Raw genomic sequence first — 16,155 nt, 5'->3', positions numbered from 1 at the left:
CGGCCCCGAACAGCCATGCCCGTGAAAGGACTTTCGATGACCACGAGCGTTCGCGCTCCCCTGGAGACCACCACCGGCTATCCCGCCGAACTCGTCGCACGCTACCGTGCCGCCGGGTACTGGACGGACGAGACGTTCCAGCAGTTTCTGGGCGCCCGCGCCGAGCGATTCGGGGACGCGATCGCCGTGACCGGGCCGGACGCGTCCGGGTCCGACCGCGCCCTCACCTACCGCGAATTGTCCGACCGCGCCGACCGGCTCGCCGCCGGTCTGCAGTCGTCGGGGGTGCAGCCCGGCGACCGGGTGGTGGTGCAACTGCCGAACATCGTCGAGTACGTCGAGGTGATCTTCGCGGTCTTCCGGCTCGGCGCCCTGCCGGTGTTCGCGCTGCCCGCGCACCGCTCCCAGGAGATCTCCTACTTCTGCAGTTTCGCCGACGCGGCGGCCTACGTGATCACCGACACGCACGCCGGTTTCGACTACCGGGGCCTCGCCCGCGACGTAGTGTCGTCGGCGGCGAACCCGCCGCGGGTCATCGTGGCAGGCGACGCGGAGGAGTTCACCTCCCTCGACGAACTGCGGGCCTCGGAACCGATCTCGGACGCACCGGCGGCCGGTCCGGAATCCGTGGCGTTCCTGCAGCTCTCGGGCGGAACCACCGGGGTGTCGAAGCTGATCCCGCGCACCCATACCGACTACCTGTACTCGGTGCGCGAGTCGGACCGCATCTGCGGCATCGACGAAAACACCCGCCTGCTGGTCGCCCTCCCTGCGGCGCACAACTTCCCGATGAGCTCCCCGGGCATCCTCGGCGTGCTGCACGCCGGTGGCCGCGTGGTGCTCGCCCCGGATCCCAGTCCCGACACCGCGTTCGCGCTCATCGAGCGGGAGAGAGTCACGATCGCGTCGCTGGTCCCGCCGCTCGCGCTGGCGTGGCTGTCCGCCGCCGCCCGCACGGACCGGGACATCTCGAGCCTCGAGGTGCTGCAGGTCGGGGGCGCGAAGTTCAGCGCCGAGGCCGCCAAGCGGGTGCGTCCCGAACTCGGGTGCGCGCTGCAGCAGGTCTTCGGGATGGCCGAGGGACTGGTCAACTACACAAGGCTGGACGACCCGGAAGAGACGATCGTCACCACCCAGGGCAGGCCGATCAGCCCCGACGACGAGGTGCGGGTCGTCGACGACCAGGGTGCGCCCGTCCCGACCGGCACGTCCGGTCACCTGCTCACCCGCGGTCCGTACACCATCCGCGGCTACTACCGCGCCCCCGAACACAATTCGACCGCGTTCACCGAGGACGGTTTCTACCGCACCGGCGACATCGTCCGGCTCACCGACGACGGCTACCTCGTGGTCGAGGGCCGCGCGAAGGATCAGATCAACCGCGGCGGCGAGAAGGTGGCCGCCGAGGAGGTCGAGAATCACCTGCTCGCGCACCCAGCCGTCGCCGACGTCGCGGTGGTGTCGATGCCCGATCAGTATCTCGGCGAACGCAGTTGCGCGTTCGTCGTCGTCGCGGGCGAGCAGCCGAAGGCCGTCGAGCTCAAGAAGTTCGTCCGCGGCCGCGGACTCGCCGACTACAAGGTCCCCGACAAGGTCGTGTTCGTCGACGAGTTCCCGGTCACCGGTGTCGGCAAGATCAGCAAGTCGGAACTGCGCCGGGCCCTGGAGAAGACGTTCGTCACGTCCTGACCCGGCGTGATCATCGGGACAGTCTCCCGAGCAGCGCGGACGCGACGGCGATCCCGAGCACCGCGGCTGCCACGAGCACCCCGAAGTCCAGCCAGTAGTTCGTCGGCTGGCCGATGAGCAGCCCCCTGAGCGCGGACACCTCGTAGCTCAGGGGGTTCACCCGGCTGATCGCCTGGACCCACCCCGGCATGAGTTCCACCGGGTACAGCGCGTTCGACGCGAAGAACAGCGGCATGGTGATCGCCTGACCGATGCCCATCAGCCGGTCGCGTTTGAGCACCACCCCCGCGATGGCCACGGACAGGCACGAGAAGAACGCCGCCCCCAGCACCACCACCGCGACGACGCCCAGCAGGCGCAGCGGATTCCACGTCATCGCGACGCCGAGCAGCGCCGCCACGACCACCACGACCACGGCCTGGGCCACCGCGCGGACCCCGGCCGCGAACGCCTTGCCCGTCACGAGAGCCGCACGCGGAGTGGGTGTCACGAGCAATTTGGTCAGGACCCCGGCGTCGCGTTCCCAGATGATCTGGATGCCGTAGAAGATGGCGACGAACAGGGCCGACTGGGCGATGATGCCCGGGGCCAGATAGTCCAGGTAGGGGACGTCGCCGGTCGGGATCGCGCGGATGCGGCTGAACGTCTCCCCGAAGATCACGAGCCAGAGAATCGGCTGGATCGCGCGGGTCACCAACTCCGTCCGGTCGTGCCGGAGTTTCTGCAACTCGACCAGGCAGAACGTGGCGATCCGCGAGATCAGCCGGAGCGCAGGTTCACCCCAGACGACGCGCGGTGCGGCGGGTGCTACGGACATCCCGGAGTCCTCCCTTCTCGTCGGCGGTGAGACTGTCACCGGTGTGGTGGCGGAAGACGTCGTCGAGCGTCGCGTCGGGCCCGAGGTCGGCGACGAGTCCGGCCGGCGAGCCGACCGCGCGGAGTTCGCCCCGGTGCATCAGCGCGATCCGATCGCACAGTGCCTCGGCCTCTTCCATGTAGTGGGTGGTGAGCAGCACTGTCATCCCGTACTGCTTCTGCATCTCGGTGACGCGGGTCCACACCGAATCCCGCGCGACCGGATCGAGCCCGACCGTCGGTTCGTCGAGCACCAGCAGCGACGGCCGGTTCACCAGTGCCTGCGCGAGTTCGAGGCGCCGGACCATGCCGCCTGAGAAACTCGACGCCACCCGGTCGGCGACCTCGGCGAGATCCACCATCTCCAGCACCTCCTCGACCCGGCGGCGGCGTTCGGACCGCGGTACGTCGTAGAGGCGGGCGAACCAGGACACGTTCTCCCGGGCGGTGAGTGCGCCCTCGATCGACAACTGCTGCGGCACATACCCGAGGAGCCGACGAACCAACATCGCCTGGGAGCGCACGTCGTATCCGAAGACGCCGATGTCGCCGTCCTGCAGCGGAAGGAGCGTGTTGAGCAGTCGGATCGTCGTGGTCTTTCCCGCGCCGTTGGGGCCGAGCAGACCGAAGCACTCGCCCGCCTCGATCACGAGACTCAGGTCGTTCACCGCGGTGTAGTCCCCGAACCGGTAGGTCACGTGGGACAGTTCCAGCGCGTCGTGGGACGGCCGGTGTCGTGCGGCGGGCCTCTCCCTGCGAAATATCATCGGGCAACCTCCTGATCGCTGTCCTCGGCGCGATCCGGATGGAGCGCTCCGGCGAGTCGGGCGAGGGCGGGAATGGCAGATTCGATGGCCGCCCTGTCCTCGGCGCTCAGTCCGTCGAATGCGGCGGCGACCGCGAGATTGCGGCGGTCGCGCCACCGCTCGACCTGCGACCGCGCCTCGTCCGTCAGCGCCAGGCGGGCGACCCGGCGGTCGGACTCGTCCCGCACCCGTTCGATCAGCCCGGCGTCCGTGAGTTGCCGCACGAGGGTGGAAACGGTGTTCGCCGCGAGGCCCAGTGCCGCCGCCGCGTCCGCGACGGACGTCCCGGGCCTGCGGCGCAGCAGTCGCACCAACTCCACCTGCGACCCGGTCAGCGGCGTCTCCGGCCACGGCCGACCGACCCGTCGGCGGGTGTGCCTGCGCAGCAATCCGATTGCGGCGAAGAGTTGCTCGGCGGGCGCCTCGTTCTGTGCCATGCCTTCAGAATAGCTCTGTTTCAGAGGTATTGCGAGGGCGGCTACGCTCGGGCCTGCAACCGTGTAGCCGAGGGTGACGAGGAGACGTCCGTATGTGCCTGGTCCTGTTCGCCTGGCATACCCGCCCCGATCTCCCCCTCGTCGTCGCGGCCAACCGCGACGAGTTCTACGCCCGTCCCACGGAACCGCTGCGCCGATGGGACGACGGCTTCGTCGCGGGCCATGACCTGCTCGCAGGCGGAACGTGGATGGGCATCTCCGACACCCTGCGGTTCGCGGCCGTCACCAACGTCCGCGACGGCGCCCCCGCAACCGGCGCCCGGTCCCGCGGAGCCCTGCCCGTCGACTACCTCCGCGGCCGGCTCACACCCGCCGCCCACGCCGAACAGGTCGCCGCGACCGGCGCCGAGTACGGCAGCTTCAACCTGCTCGTCGGCGACCCTGCGGAACTGTGGTGGGTCACCAACCGACCCCACGGTCGCAGGCAGCGCGTCGACCCCGGCGTCCACGGGCTGTCCAACGCCGAACTCGACACCCCCTGGCCGAAGGTGACGGGCGGCACGGAGGCGTTCGCCGCCGCGCTCGCCGCCGACGACGGCAGCGCCGAATCAGATCCGGGCGCGTACTTCGACGTGCTCGCCGACAGCGACCCGGCACCGTGGGACGCGCTGCCCGACACAGGCATCGAACCCGAACTCGAACGTGCCCTGTCGTCGCGGTTCATCCGCCACGGCGGGTACGGGACGCGGGCCTCGACCGTGCTGAGGGTCCGGGCGGACGGCACCTACGACATCACCGAACGACGCTTCGACGAGGACGGCCCCCTCCCCCCACGTGAGTGACAAAGTGTGCTCCGGCACGCTTTGCCGCTCACCTGAGGGAGGAGCGGATGACCCCGGCCGTCTGATCGAGCGCGATCCGGCTCGGCGACTTCGGCATTCCGCGCAGCCCGAACCCGTCACCGGCGGTGCGGGGGACGACGTGCAGGTGGACGTGGAAGACCTCCTGGCCGGCGGCGATCCCGTCGGCGAGGAACAGGTTGACGCCCTGCGCCCGCAGCGGCTCGTGGCGCAACGCGGTCGCGATGCGCTGCCCCACCGCGAACACCGCCGCGCCGTCGCCCGGATCGAGGTCGGCGAGCCCGCTCGCGTGCCGCTTCGGGACCACCAGCAGATGTCCGGACGTCCACGGCCGGATGTCCATGAACGCCAGCACGTTCTCGTCCTCGTGCACGACGCTGGCGTCGGACCGGCCCGACACGATCTCGCAGAAAATGCAGTTCACGCAGGCACCTCCGGTGCTTGTGCGCCTTTTTGGTAGTCCCAGCTACCAAAAAGGCGCACGGGCGGCGAAGCCGCCTACAGGATCGGGGACGGCTGGTACGCGGCCGCCTCGGGGTTGGCGTCGACGAGCTTCTGCACCTGCGCCACGACCGTGGCGACCTGCGCCTCGGCGGCACCGATGAACGCCTTCTTGTCGGCGAGGGCCTCGTCGAGTGCGGCCCGGTCGAGGGGCAGCCGGTCGTCGGCGGCCAGGCGGTCCAGCAGGTCGGGCTCCTTGCCCTGCTCGCGCATCGCGAGTGCGACGGCGACGGCGTGTTCCTTGATGACCTCGTGCGCGGTCTCCCGGCCCACTCCGGCGCGCACCAGAGCCATCAGGACCTTGGTCGTGGCGAGGAACGGCAGGTACCGGGTGAGTTCCTTCTCGATGACGGCGGGGTAGGCGCCGAACTCGGCGAGCACCGTCAGGAACGTCTCGATCAGTCCGTCGATCGCGAAGAACGCGTCCGGCAGCGCGACGCGGCGCACCACCGAGCAGAACACGTCACCCTCGTTCCACTGCGCGCCGGCCAGCTCGGCGGCCATGGACGCGTATCCGCGGAGCACGACCTGCAGTCCGTTGACGCGCTCGCAGGAGCGGGTGTTCATCTTGTGCGGCATCGCCGACGACCCGACCTGGCCGGGCTGGAAGCCCTCGGTGACCAGCTCGTGGCCGGCCATCAGGCGGATGGTGTGCGCGAACGACGACGGCCCGGCCGCGACCTGCACCAGCGCCGACAGCACGTCGTGGTCCAGCGACCGCGGGTACACCTGGCCGACGCTCGTGAACACGTGGGAGAAGCCGAGGTGCTCGGCGACCTTCTGCTCCAGCGCCTCGAGCTTGGACGCGTCGCCGTCGAGGAGGTCGAGCATGTCCTGGGCGGTGCCCATGGGGCCCTTGATGCCGCGGAGCGGGTAGCGGTCGATCAGCTCGCGCAGCCGGGTGAGCGCGACGAGCAGTTCGTCGGCGGCGGACGCGAACCGCTTCCCGAGCGTGGTCGCCTGCGCCGCGACGTTGTGCGACCGGCCCGCCATGACGAGGCTGCTGTACTCGGCGGCTCGCTCGGCCAGCCGGGCCGCGACCGCGACACCGTGTGCGTGGACGTGCTCGAGCGACCGCAGGATCTGCAGCTGCTCGACGTTCTCGGTGAGGTCGCGGCTGGTCAGCCCCTTGTGGACCTGCTCGTGGCCGGCGAGGGCATTGAACTCTTCGATCCGGGCCTTCACGTCGTGGCGGGTGACGCGCTCACGGTCGGCGATGGAGTCGAGGTCCACCTGCTCGAGCACCCGTTCGTAGTCGGCGAGCGCCTCGGCCGGCACGTCGATCCCGAGTTCCGCCTGGGCCCGCAACACGGCGAGCCACAGCTGACGCTCGAGGACGATCTTGTGCTCGGGCGACCACAACTCGACGAGTTCGGGGCTGGCGTATCGGTTGGCAAGGACGTTCGGGATGCGGCTCACGAGTCCCCAGTTTACGGCGGCGCTACAGCTCGACGTGGTCCGGCCGGTCGAGGGCGGGCGCGACGACGTCGACGACGTCGAGCAGCATCGCCCGGGCGAGCGCCCGCAGGTCGGGGTCGTGCTCGCCGAGCGCGGTGACCACCGCTCCGTCGACGACGGCGACGAGCCGCCGGAGTTGCTCCTGCCGGACGTCGCGGTCGGAGCGCCTCAGGGCCTCGGTGAGAACGTCGTCCAGTTGCGCGCGCAACCGCAGTTGGACTTCGCGCAGTTCGGGGCGGCGCGCACAGGCCGTGAACCGCTCGTACCGGGAGATCAGCCTCTCGCGGCAGTCCTCACTGATGAGGGCCGGTCCGACCAGCAGGTCGAGGAGAAGATCGACGGTGGATTCGCGGCCGCGGCGCCGGTGCGTGACGTCCTCGACCCGGCCGCGCATGACCGCGAGGTCGCGGTTGCCGTTGCATTCGACGGCCTTCGCGATCAGGTCGTCCAGGGACTCGAAATAGTAGGTGGTCGACGCGAGCGGAAGGTCGGCGCGGGTGGCCACGGAGCGGTGCCGGACCGCGTCGAATCCGCCCTCGAGCAGCAGATCGGCGGCAGCCTCGACCAGCGCCTGTCGGCGCCGTTCGCCCTTCGGAGTTGCCGCGGATGACACCAATTCATCCTGCCAGCCGCGGACCCCGCACCAGGGCGGATTGGGCGACAGACCGCGAAGTATGTGGGTCGTGCCGCGCACCCGCGTAGCGTCGGGACGATGCGGGTGTCGGTGCGGATGCTGGCCCTGGGATGCGCGGTGGCAGCGCCGATGGTCCTGGCGCCGGCGTGTGCGTCCGACGGCGATCCGGAACCCGCCCCGGCGGCCGTCTTCACTGCGGCCGCGTGCGCCGCCGCCTACCCGGGCCAGCCGGTTCACCGCGACCGTGAACCGGCTGGCCGCCTCGCCGCTGACCGTCGACCTGTCCGGCAGACGCGTCGTGCTCGACGGGTACACCTTCGCCAATCTGGTCATCCAGCAGAGCCTCGCGCCGGGCAATTACGCCGGACTTCCCGCGCTCGTCCACGCGACCGCCACCGGCGACGGCGTCCCGGCGGCGACCGCACTGCTCGGCACGGTGACACCGCCCGGACTCATCGGCTACGGACTGACGTTCGGGGTGTTCTGCGGTGAGCAGACGGCGTTCACCGACCGTGAGCAGGTCCGGGCCGAAGCGAAGGCCGCGCCGCCGCAGTTCCCGGACTCCGTGCTGTCGCTCGTGCCGCAGGCCGCCCGGATCTTCGACGACTGCGGCGTCTGGGACGTGCCCGCATCCGACGCACGTGTGCACGAAACCACGAGAAGCGACGTGCCGACCCTGCTGCTCACCGGATCGCTCGACGCCGTCACCCCGCCGTCGCAGGCGCGCACCGCTGCCGACACCCTGTCGCGGTCCGAGGTGCTCGAGTTCCCCGGACTCGGCCACGACGTGCTGCAGTCCTCGGACTGCGCCCCGGCCGTCACGGTCGGCTTCCTCGAGCAGCCGACCGGCAGCTACGACACGAGTTGCCTGACGCGAGTGCAGGTGCCGGTGTTCACGACCGGATGAGTGCCGGCGGCCGGCAGGCGAGGCGACGGAGCCGCAGGGCGATCGTCACCAGTGCCGGGAACGTCACGAGGAGCAGGGTGCAGCGTTGCAGAAGTCCGGCGACGTCGTGCAGCGGGGCGCCTGCGGGCATCGCGCACCGGCCCAGCATCACGAAGCAGCCCAGGCCGATCACACCGGTGACGGCGACATAGGACACCAGGCCGCGCCACCGCGGATCGGCGGCGAATCGGCGCGACAGCACGACGAGTGCGAGGGCGCTGCTGGAGAAGAAGGTGACCCCCGAGATCACGTGAAGGCCCGGGTCGTAGGGCTCCCCCGCCGGATCCTCGCGTAACGGAAACACCGCGGCGAGGATCAGCCCGACCGCTGCCGTCCCGAGCAGAGCGGGCCCGGCCCAGCCGAATCGCGTCGCCGCGATGCCGCGGTGCAGTCCGGCCGCGAAGATCGTCAGCAGCACGGCGAACACGAGGAAGTTCAGCTGCTGGACCCAGCCGCTCGGGTCCGCCTCGAGAGCGCTGATCGGGTCGGCGATCCGGCTGTAGTCGTCCCGGCGGAATGCCTCCTGGACGAGAAATCCCGCGGTGAACAGCACCGGTCCCGCGACGCCCGCGCGGGCCGCCCACCGCTGGAAGCCGGGGTGGAACACGAGAACCGACGTGGTGACCATGACATCGACGCTAGGGCGACGTCACCGCCCCGGCATCGGGCAACGTACCCATCTTCGAGAGGCGGTCACCTGAGTCGTTCTACCTACTGCGGTCAGTTGTCGGGAAGGACGGCCCCGGTCGCCGCGTCGACGTTGACGTCGTAGTCCCAGCCCTTGGCGTCCCGGATGTGAATGTGCCACACCGTCTTACCGTCCCGTTGCTGCTGCTCCGAGTTCGCAACCGTGCCACCCGGGACCGTCGCGAGGGCGATCTGCTCCGCCTGCTGCTGTGTCACCGCGCCGGCGGGCGGTGCGGGTGCGGCTGTCGTGGTGGTCTGCCCGTCCTGGCTGTCGGACACCACCGTGCCGGTCGCCGCGTCGACGTTCACGTCGTAGTCCCAGCCCTTGGCATCGCGGATATGGACGTGCCACACCGTCTTACCGTCGCGCTGCTGCTGCTCCGAGTTCACGACCGTGCCGCCCGGGACCGTCGCGAGAGCGGTCTGCTCCGCCTGCTCCTTGGTGACCGCCGCGGCCCCTGCCGCGCTCGTGGTCATCGGCGACGAGGTCATCGCTGCCGTGGCGGACGCCGTCGCACTGGCGGAGGTCGACGGGGTGTCGCCGCTGTCGGAACCGCATCCGCCCAGTAGCAGCGCGGAGGCCGCGACTACCGGGATCAGGCTCGCACAGCGCACAATTCTGCTGGTCATCGTGGCTCCTCGATCGCTCGACAGGCGTCAAACCTGCCTGTCAGAGTACGGGAGCCACAACCGACCTCGCGGTAGTTTTCATCAGTTCCCGGCCCGGTCAGACCCTCACCACGCTCGGCACGACCGCCGCCCGAAGCTGCGCCGAGCGAGTACGAGCCAGACGATGGGCAGGAAGACGAGCGGCGGAACGCGGACCAGCGCGACCCACAGGATCGCGGCGAGGACGGCCACGACGAACACGAGTACCCGCAGTGCCGCCGCTTCCCGCCCCGGGTCGCGTCGCACGCGCATCCGCTCGGGTTCGGGCGCGAAGCGCTGCTTGTCCGGAAGGTCCGCGAAGAGCGGCACGAGGTCGGCGGCGGTCTTGGCGAGGTACGCCGCACGCACCCGCGCGTCGAACTCGTCGGTCTCGAGCCGGCCGGCTGCGAAATGTTCGGCGAGTGCCGCCGCGGCTTGCTCCCGTTCCACGGTCCCGATGCGGACTCCGCCAGGAAGGGGTGGCTGTGGATGACTGATGTCGCTCATGTCGTCGCCTCGCGCCTGGTATGTAACACTGTAATCCTAGCCACAGTGTAGGCCTCCTATTCCTGGTCGCGCCCGTGGAAACCTTGCCGCCGCTGTTCCTCCGCTCGTTCGCGGCACCGCCGCACGAACTCGGCTTCCTCCGGGTCGGCAGGCAGCCGATCGCCCGGAATCTTCTGTGGCCGCCCGGCCACGAGCCACAGCACCGAGCCGACGAGCGGAAGCAGCAGCACGATCACCAGCCAGCCCTCCTTCGAGAGGTTCCGGAACTGGTCGTCGTCGGTGGTGACGGCGTCGGCGAAGCACAGGACCCACAACACGAATGCGAACAACGCGACGTACAGCATCGCCGTTCTCCTTGCCTGGCGCGCCCGAACACGCAGTGCGCCCAAGTCCATCGAACAACTGCTGCGGCGCCGCCGCAACAGTGAATTGCGGCTACAGCCAGCGGCCCAGTCGCACCAGGGATTCCCGGACCTCCGCCGTGGATCCGGCGAACGACAGCCGGACGGTCCGGTCTCCGTGGACGGTGTCGAAATCGATGCCGGGAGCCAGCGCCAGACCGGTGTCCTGCAGCAGCCGCGAGCACCATTCGGTCGACGTCGCGCCGTGGGATCCGCCGAGCAGGTGCCCGATGTCGGCGTACACGTAGAACGCCCCGTCGGCGGGTGCCAGGTCGGTGATGCCCAGCTCGGGGAGGCCGGTGAGCAGCAGCTCCCGGTTGACGGCGTAGCGCTGCACGTGGCCGTCGAGTTCGGCTCTCGATTCCTCGGTGAACGCGGCGATCGCCGCGTGCTGGGAGATGGCGGGCGGGCACACCGTCATGTTCGAGGCCAGGCGCTGCAACGGCCGGCGCAGACCCTCGGGGACCAGCATCCAGCCCAGCCGCCAGCCCGTCATCGAGAAGTATTTGGACACCGAGCCGACGACGACGGATTCGCGCGACGTCTCCCACGAGCTGGTCATCGCCTGCTCGCCGTATCCGATGCCGTGGTAGATCTCGTCGGAGATCAGCAGCGTCCCGTGGGCGTCGCACCAGCGGGCGAGGGCGGCCAGTTCACCGGGGTCGATGACGGTGCCGGTGGGGTTGGCGGGGCTCGCGACGATCAGTCCGGCCGGCGGCTCGGGCAGGGCGTCGAGCATCGCGACCGTCGGCTGGAACCGGGTGTCCGCTCCGCAGTCGATCTCGATGACGGTGCAGCCGAGCGCGGCGAGCGTGTTCCGGTAGGCCGGGTAGCCGGGGCGGGCCACCACGACGGTGTCGCCGACGTCGAAGGCGGCGAGGAACAGCAGCGTGAACGCGCCGGACGAACCGGTGGTCACGACGACGTCCTCGGCGTCGACGTCGATTCCGGATTTGCCGGCGTGATATCCGGCGATCGCCTCCCGCAGCGGCAGGATCCCGAACGTCTCCGTGTAGCCGAGCAGGTGCCCGTCGAGCACTTCCCGCGTCGCGCGGAGTACCGGCTGCGGCGCGGGCGTGGACGGCTGCCCCGCCGCCAGGGTCAGCACGTCGCCGTGGGTGCGCTGACGTTCGGTGGCGGCCTTCCACACGTCCATCACGTGGAAGGTCTGGATGTTGGACCGCTGGGATTCGGGACGCACCCCATGACGCTAGCGTGACGCGCTCACTCCCCCGCCAATGCGTCCCGCTGCAATTCCACCGTCTCCCGGATCGCCCCCACCACCGCTGCGACCTCCGGTCGTCGCAGCGACTCGGGCCGCGCCACGAGCCAGTACGCCAGTTCGGCCTCGACCTGCCCGGGCAGCACCCGTACGAGGTCGTCGTGACGGTCGGCCATGAAGCACGGCAGCAGCCCGATGCCCGCCGACGCCCGGGTGGCCTCGACGTGCACGAACACGTTCGTCGACGTCACCGATTCGCGCATCGAGACGGTGAGGCGGCGTGCGAGGTCGAGTTCGTCGACCTGCAGCATCGAGTCGATGAAATAGACGAGTGAATGATCGGCCAGATCACTCACCCGCGTCGGAGTGCCGTGTGCGGCCAGGTACGACCGCGCACCGTACAGCCCGAGGGTGTAGTCGGCCAGCCACAGCGCCTCCGCCCGGTGCACCTGCGGTTTGCCCACAACGATTTCGATGTCGAGTCCGGAGCGGTGCTGCGAGGCCCGGCGCGTGATCGCGACGATTTCCACGGACACCTCGGGATGCCTGCTGCGGATCAGTGCGCCCGCGGGCGCCGCGATGTAGGCGCTGAACCCGTCGGTCGCCGAGACGCGGACGACGCCCTTGAGGTGATCGGCGCCGCCGGGCTCGGCGACGAGTCCGTGGACGGCGGCCTCGACGCGCTCGGCGGCGGTCAGGGCCTGCCGCCCGAGGTCGGTGAGCTCCCACCCGCCCGCGGCCTTCACGAGGACCCGGCCGCCGAGGCACTTCTCCAGACTCGCGATCCGGCGCGAGATGGTCGTGTGGTTGACCCCGAGGTCGTCGGCGGCGGTGTTGAAGCGGCCCGTCCGCCCCACCGCGAGCAGGACGAGGAGGTCGTCGGCGCTGGGCAAGGCTGTTCCGGGGGTCATTTCTGCATATTTGCACATACCCATTGCAGGTTGCGTCATTGTGTGCGCACAAATATGCATCAATACTCGACAGGACCAATGAACTGTGTCCCCAGTCACAACGGGGTACGGAGTGTAACGAGGAGCGACAGATGAGCGTCGACGAAACCGCGCACACGAAGGAAACCCCGCCGTCCGGGCTGAAGAAGGTGGTCGGCGCGTCCATGGCCGGCACCGTTGTCGAGTGGTACGAGTTCTTCCTCTACGGAACCGCTGCCACGCTCGTGTTCAGCAAGGTCTTCTTCGCGGCGGGCGACAACGAACTCGACGCGATCATCGCGGCGTTCGTGACCTACGCCGTGGGCTTCGTCGCCCGGCCGCTCGGCGGCATCGTCTTCGGGCACTTCGGCGACAAGTTCGGCCGCAAGCAACTGCTCCAGTTCAGCCTCCTGCTCGTCGGAACGGCCACGTTCCTGATGGGCTGCCTGCCCACCTACGGCCAGATCGGGTACTGGGCCCCGGCCCTGCTCGTCACCCTCCGCTTCATTCAAGGATTCGCCGTCGGCGGCGAGTGGGGTGGCGCGGTGCTGCTGGTGGCCGAGCACAGCCCCAACAAATCCCGCGGGTTCTGGGCGTCGTGGCCGCAGGCCGGCGTGCCCGCGGGCAACCTCGTCGCGACCGTCGTCCTGCTGATCCTCACGACGACGCTGTCCGACGAATCCTTCCTCAGCTGGGGCTGGCGCGTCGCGTTCTGGCTGTCGGCCGTCATCGTCCTCGTCGGCTACTACATCCGCACCAAGGTGACGGACGCCCCGATCTTCATCCAGGCGCAGAAGGAAGCGGAGCACATCAAGGAGACGTCGTTCAGCGTCTTCGAGGTCCTCAAGCGCTACCCCCGCGGCGTGCTGACGGCGATGGGCCTGCGCTTCGGTGAGAACGTCATGTACTACCTGGTGGTCACGTTCTCGATTACGTACCTCAAGGTCGTCGTCCACACCGACACCGCGCAGATCCTCTGGTGGATGCTGATCGCCCATGCCGTGCACTTCGCGGTGATCCCGCTCGTCGGGCGACTCTCCGACACGATCGGCCGCCGTCCCGTCTACATGATCGGCGCGCTCACCGCGGGCACGTGGGGCTTCTTCGCCTTCCCGATGATGAACAGCGGGCACAACGCCGTCATCCTCGGCGCGATCATCATCGGCCTGGTGTTCCACGCGTTCATGTACGCCGGCCAACCGGCGATCATGGCCGAGATGTTCCCGACGCGCATGCGGTACTCGGGTGTCTCCCTCGGCTACCAGGTGACGTCGATCGTGGCCGGTTCGCTGGCGCCGATCATCGCGGCCAGCCTGCTCAGCAAGTACGACTCGGCCGTTCCGATCGCGATCTACCTGGCGATCGCCTGCCTGATCACCGCCGTCGCCGTCGTCGTCGCCCGGGAGACCAAGGGCATCTCGCTCGAGTCGATCGACGCGGCGGACGCGCAGATCCTGGCGGACGAGAAGGCGGCGGACGCGAAGAACGAGGTCCCGGCATGACCGAGCAGAACCTGGCCGGGCGCACCGCGCTCGTCACCGGCGGCGCCAGCGGGATCGGCGCGGCGTGCGCCCGGGCGCTGGCGGCGCGCGGAGCCCACGTCACGGTCGCCGACCTCGACGACGTGGCCGCCAAGAGCCTCGCCGACGAGATCGACGGAACGGCGTGGCACGTCGACCTCCTCGACACCGATCCGCTCACCGAGTTGCGGCTCGAGACGGACATCCTCGTCAACAACGCCGGGATCCAAACCATCAGTCCCATCGAGGAATTCCGCCCCGAGGACTTCCGGCGCATCCAGACGCTCATGGTCGAGGCGCCGTTCCTGCTGATCCGTGCCGCCCTGCCGCACATGTACGCGACGGGTTTCGGGCGCATCGTCAACGTGTCGTCGGTGCACGGGCTCCGCGCCTCGGCGTTCAAGGCCGCGTACGTCACCGCCAAGCACGGGCTCGAGGGACTGTCGAAGGTGACGGCACTCGAGGGCGGTCCGCACGGGGTCACCAGCAACTGCGTCAACCCTGGCTACGTGCTGACCCCGTTGGTGCAGAAGCAGATCGCGGATCAGGCGCAGGTGCACGGCATCAGCGAGTCCGACGTGATCGAGAAGGTGATGCTCACCGAGAGCGCGATCAAACGACTGGTGGAACCGGCGGAGGTCGCGTCCCTCGTCGCGTGGCTCGCGTCCGCCGACGCAGGCATGGTCACCGGCGCCTCCTACTCGATCGACGGAGGCTGGACGGCCCGGTGACGTGCTGACGAAGCAGACGTGCACCCCTCGATGCTCCAGGGGTGCACGTCTGTTTCGATGGTTCGACCTCAGGGAATGGCGATGCGGCCCTCGACCGCAGCCAGCCCGATGTCCTTCCGGAAGTGGCTTCCCGGCAGCTTGATCGCGGAGATCTTGGAGTACGCGTCCGCGCGGGCCGCGTCGAGGTCGGCCCCGACTCCGACCACGCTGAGCACGCGTCCACCGGCGGAAACCACCTGATCGTCGACGAGCTTGGTGCCTGCGTGCAGGACGCCGTCACCGTCGGCGCCGGTGATCACGTCGCCGGTGCGCGGGGTCGCCGGGTAGTGCTCGGCCGCGACCACGACGGTCACCGCCGAGCCGTTCTGCCACTCGAGCGGCGCGACCTGATCGAGCGTTCCGGTGGCCGCCGCGTTCAACAGTTCCCCGAGCGGGCTCTTCAGCAGCGCGAGCACCGCCTGGGTCTCGGGGTCGCCGAATCGGCAGTTGAACTCCACGACGGCCGGGCCGTCCTTGCCGATCGCCAGCCCGGCGTACAGCAGGCCGCTGAAGGCGCTCCCGCGGGCGACGAGTTCGGCGGCGACCGGCTTCACGACGTCGTCGACGATCTGCGTGACGGTCTGCTCGGGCAGCCACGGGAGCGGCGTGTAGGCGCCCATGCCGCCGGTGTTGGGTCCGGTGTCGCCGTCTCCGACGCGCTTGTGATCCTGGGCAGGCAGCAGCGGCACGACGGTCTCGCCGTCGACGACGCAGAACAGCGACACCTCGGGACCGTCGAGGAAGGATTCGAGGAGAACGGGGTGACCGTTCTCGAGCAATTCGGCCGCGTGATCGCGGGCGGCGTCCCGATCGGTGGTGACCACGACGCCCTTGCCTGCGGCGAGGCCGTCGTCCTTGACCACCCAGTTGGGACCGAAGCGGTCGAGCGCCTCGTCCAGCTTGGCGGGCGAATCGACGATCTCGCTGTGCGCGGTCTTCACGCCGGCGGTGGCCATGACGTCCTTGGCGAACGCCTTGGAACCCTCGATGCGCGCGGCGTCGGCGGACGGGCCGAAGCACGCGATGCCCGCCGCACGGACGGCGTCCGCGACACCCAGCACCAGGGGAACCTCGGGGCCCACGACTACGAGGTCGGCGTCCAGCTTCTTCGCGAGGGCCGCCACCGCCTCCCCGGACGCGATGTCGACGGAGTGCTGCTCGGCGATCTTGCCGATCCCGGCATTGCCGGGCGCGCACATCAGGGCACTGACACCCGGATCGCGAGAGAGGGCGAGAAGGAGGGCATGTTCACGGGCTCCGGAGCCGATAACGAGTACGCGCACGG

18 protein-coding genes are annotated in these 16,155 nt (G+C 69.6%); 5 read left to right on the top strand and 13 right to left on the bottom strand.

What is annotated here, in order from left to right; all coding sequences use genetic code 11:
* Positions 1–36 precede the first annotated feature (36 nt).
* Positions 37–1,689 carry a (2,3-dihydroxybenzoyl)adenylate synthase gene (locus ROP_RS24230; RefSeq protein WP_015888643.1) on the top strand — a complete coding sequence of 551 codons (1,653 nt, stop codon included), beginning with the start codon at positions 37–39 and terminating at the stop codon, positions 1,687–1,689.
* Between the two features lie 10 nt (positions 1,690–1,699).
* Here the strand turns inward: ROP_RS24230 and ROP_RS24225 are convergent, their stop codons facing one another.
* The 3 genes from ROP_RS24225 to ROP_RS24215 are packed head-to-tail and all read right to left on the bottom strand — an operon-like array spanning position 1,700 to position 3,787.
* Positions 1,700–2,506 (bottom strand): ABC transporter permease, encoded by an 807-nt coding sequence (locus ROP_RS24225; protein ID WP_015888642.1) that lies wholly within the window; start codon positions 2,504–2,506, stop codon positions 1,700–1,702.
* The gene (locus ROP_RS24220) at positions 2,466–3,311 is read right to left on the bottom strand and encodes an ABC transporter ATP-binding protein (RefSeq protein ID WP_015888641.1); all 846 of its coding nucleotides are present in this window, start codon (positions 3,309–3,311) and stop codon (positions 2,466–2,468) included. The genes ROP_RS24225 and ROP_RS24220 overlap by 41 nt, the downstream gene beginning before the upstream one ends.
* Positions 3,308–3,787: a MarR family transcriptional regulator gene (locus ROP_RS24215; RefSeq protein ID WP_015888640.1), complete on the bottom strand. Its 480-nt coding sequence runs from the start codon at positions 3,785–3,787 to the stop codon at positions 3,308–3,310. The genes ROP_RS24220 and ROP_RS24215 overlap by 4 nt, the downstream gene beginning before the upstream one ends.
* Before the next feature lie 92 nt (positions 3,788–3,879).
* Here ROP_RS24215 and ROP_RS24210 point away from each other — a divergent pair, with 92 nt between their 5' ends.
* Positions 3,880–4,629, top strand: a complete 750-nt coding sequence (locus ROP_RS24210) for an NRDE family protein (protein ID WP_015888639.1) — start codon at positions 3,880–3,882, stop codon at positions 4,627–4,629.
* 28 nt (positions 4,630–4,657) lie between these two features.
* On the opposite strand, the gene ROP_RS24205 is transcribed toward ROP_RS24210, so the two are convergent.
* The 3 genes from ROP_RS24205 to ROP_RS24195 form a co-directional block, all read right to left on the bottom strand.
* Entirely contained in the window at positions 4,658–5,071 is a 414-nt protein-coding gene (locus tag ROP_RS24205; protein WP_015888638.1) for an HIT family protein, read from the bottom strand.
* 74 nt (positions 5,072–5,145) lie between these two features.
* Positions 5,146–6,567: an adenylosuccinate lyase gene (purB, locus tag ROP_RS24200; RefSeq protein WP_015888637.1), complete on the bottom strand. Its 1,422-nt coding sequence runs from the start codon at positions 6,565–6,567 to the stop codon at positions 5,146–5,148.
* 22 nt (positions 6,568–6,589) lie between these two features.
* On the bottom strand, positions 6,590–7,219 hold the full coding sequence (locus tag ROP_RS24195) for a TetR/AcrR family transcriptional regulator (protein ID WP_015888636.1): 630 nt from the start codon (positions 7,217–7,219) through the stop codon (positions 6,590–6,592).
* Positions 7,220–7,484: 265 nt separating this feature from the next.
* Between ROP_RS24195 and ROP_RS24190 the strand changes: the two genes are divergently transcribed.
* Positions 7,485–8,147: an alpha/beta hydrolase gene (locus ROP_RS24190; protein ID WP_015888635.1), complete on the top strand. Its 663-nt coding sequence runs from the start codon at positions 7,485–7,487 to the stop codon at positions 8,145–8,147.
* Here the strand turns inward: ROP_RS24190 and ROP_RS24185 are convergent.
* From ROP_RS24185 to ROP_RS24160, 6 genes are all read right to left on the bottom strand, one after another.
* Complete coding sequence (locus ROP_RS24185) at positions 8,134–8,814, bottom strand: DUF998 domain-containing protein (RefSeq protein WP_015888634.1); 681 nt, start codon at positions 8,812–8,814, stop codon at positions 8,134–8,136. The two genes, ROP_RS24190 and ROP_RS24185, sit on opposite strands and share 14 nt — an antisense overlap.
* 92 nt (positions 8,815–8,906) lie before the next feature.
* Entirely contained in the window at positions 8,907–9,503 is a 597-nt protein-coding gene (locus ROP_RS24180; protein ID WP_015888633.1) for a PepSY domain-containing protein, read from the bottom strand.
* 105 nt (positions 9,504–9,608) lie between these two features.
* Positions 9,609–10,028: a DUF1707 SHOCT-like domain-containing protein gene (locus ROP_RS24175; protein ID WP_015888632.1), complete on the bottom strand. Its 420-nt coding sequence runs from the start codon at positions 10,026–10,028 to the stop codon at positions 9,609–9,611.
* Positions 10,029–10,084: 56 nt separating this feature from the next.
* Complete coding sequence (locus tag ROP_RS24170) at positions 10,085–10,372, bottom strand: PLDc N-terminal domain-containing protein (protein WP_015888631.1); 288 nt, start codon at positions 10,370–10,372, stop codon at positions 10,085–10,087.
* Between the two features lie 91 nt (positions 10,373–10,463).
* The gene (locus ROP_RS24165) at positions 10,464–11,630 is read right to left on the bottom strand and encodes a pyridoxal phosphate-dependent aminotransferase (protein WP_015888630.1); all 1,167 of its coding nucleotides are present in this window, start codon (positions 11,628–11,630) and stop codon (positions 10,464–10,466) included.
* Between the two features lie 23 nt (positions 11,631–11,653).
* Entirely contained in the window at positions 11,654–12,562 is a 909-nt protein-coding gene (locus ROP_RS24160) for a LysR family transcriptional regulator (RefSeq protein ID WP_015888629.1), read from the bottom strand.
* Positions 12,563–12,693: 131 nt separating this feature from the next.
* On the opposite strand from ROP_RS24160, the gene ROP_RS24155 reads away from it, so the two are divergent.
* Together ROP_RS24155 and ROP_RS24150 are read left to right on the top strand one after the other, a co-directional pair.
* A complete protein-coding gene (locus ROP_RS24155; protein ID WP_015888628.1) occupies positions 12,694–14,082 on the top strand; it encodes an MFS transporter in 1,389 nt (462 codons plus the stop codon).
* Positions 14,079–14,831, top strand: coding sequence for a 3-hydroxybutyrate dehydrogenase (locus ROP_RS24150; protein ID WP_015888627.1), 753 nt, complete (start codon positions 14,079–14,081; stop codon positions 14,829–14,831). The genes ROP_RS24155 and ROP_RS24150 overlap by 4 nt, the downstream gene beginning before the upstream one ends.
* Positions 14,832–14,899: 68 nt before the next feature.
* On the opposite strand, the gene purD is transcribed toward ROP_RS24150, so the two are convergent.
* Positions 14,900–16,153, bottom strand: a complete 1,254-nt coding sequence (gene purD, locus ROP_RS24145; protein WP_015888626.1) for a phosphoribosylamine--glycine ligase — start codon at positions 16,151–16,153, stop codon at positions 14,900–14,902.
* Between the last annotated feature and the right edge of the window lie 2 nt (positions 16,154–16,155).

The sequence above is a fragment of the Rhodococcus opacus B4 genome (assembly GCF_000010805.1).
Classification (GTDB): Bacteria; Actinomycetota; Actinomycetes; order Mycobacteriales; family Mycobacteriaceae; genus Rhodococcus_F; species Rhodococcus_F opacus_C.
Note: the sequence above shows the minus strand (reverse complement) of the source record. Positions and strands in the feature narration are given on the sequence as shown.

Coding starts and splice junctions, on each gene's coding strand:
- ROP_RS24210 (WP_015888639.1), top strand. CDS start 3,880: ATGTGCCTGGTCCTGTTCGCCTGGCATACCCGCCCCGATCTCCCCCTC.
- ROP_RS24155 (WP_015888628.1), top strand. CDS start 12,694: ATGAGCGTCGACGAAACCGCGCACACGAAGGAAACCCCGCCGTCCGGG.
- ROP_RS24215 (WP_015888640.1), bottom strand. CDS start 3,787: ATGGCACAGAACGAGGCGCCCGCCGAGCAACTCTTCGCCGCAATCGGA.
- ROP_RS24225 (WP_015888642.1), bottom strand. CDS start 2,506: ATGTCCGTAGCACCCGCCGCACCGCGCGTCGTCTGGGGTGAACCTGCG.
- ROP_RS24175 (WP_015888632.1), bottom strand. CDS start 10,028: ATGAGCGACATCAGTCATCCACAGCCACCCCTTCCTGGCGGAGTCCGC.
- ROP_RS24170 (WP_015888631.1), bottom strand. CDS start 10,372: ATGCTGTACGTCGCGTTGTTCGCATTCGTGTTGTGGGTCCTGTGCTTC.
- ROP_RS24180 (WP_015888633.1), bottom strand. CDS start 9,503: ATGACCAGCAGAATTGTGCGCTGTGCGAGCCTGATCCCGGTAGTCGCG.
- ROP_RS24230 (WP_015888643.1), top strand. CDS start 37: ATGACCACGAGCGTTCGCGCTCCCCTGGAGACCACCACCGGCTATCCC.
- ROP_RS24150 (WP_015888627.1), top strand. CDS start 14,079: ATGACCGAGCAGAACCTGGCCGGGCGCACCGCGCTCGTCACCGGCGGC.
- ROP_RS24220 (WP_015888641.1), bottom strand. CDS start 3,311: ATGATATTTCGCAGGGAGAGGCCCGCCGCACGACACCGGCCGTCCCAC.
- ROP_RS24185 (WP_015888634.1), bottom strand. CDS start 8,814: ATGGTCACCACGTCGGTTCTCGTGTTCCACCCCGGCTTCCAGCGGTGG.
- ROP_RS24160 (WP_015888629.1), bottom strand. CDS start 12,562: ATGACCCCCGGAACAGCCTTGCCCAGCGCCGACGACCTCCTCGTCCTG.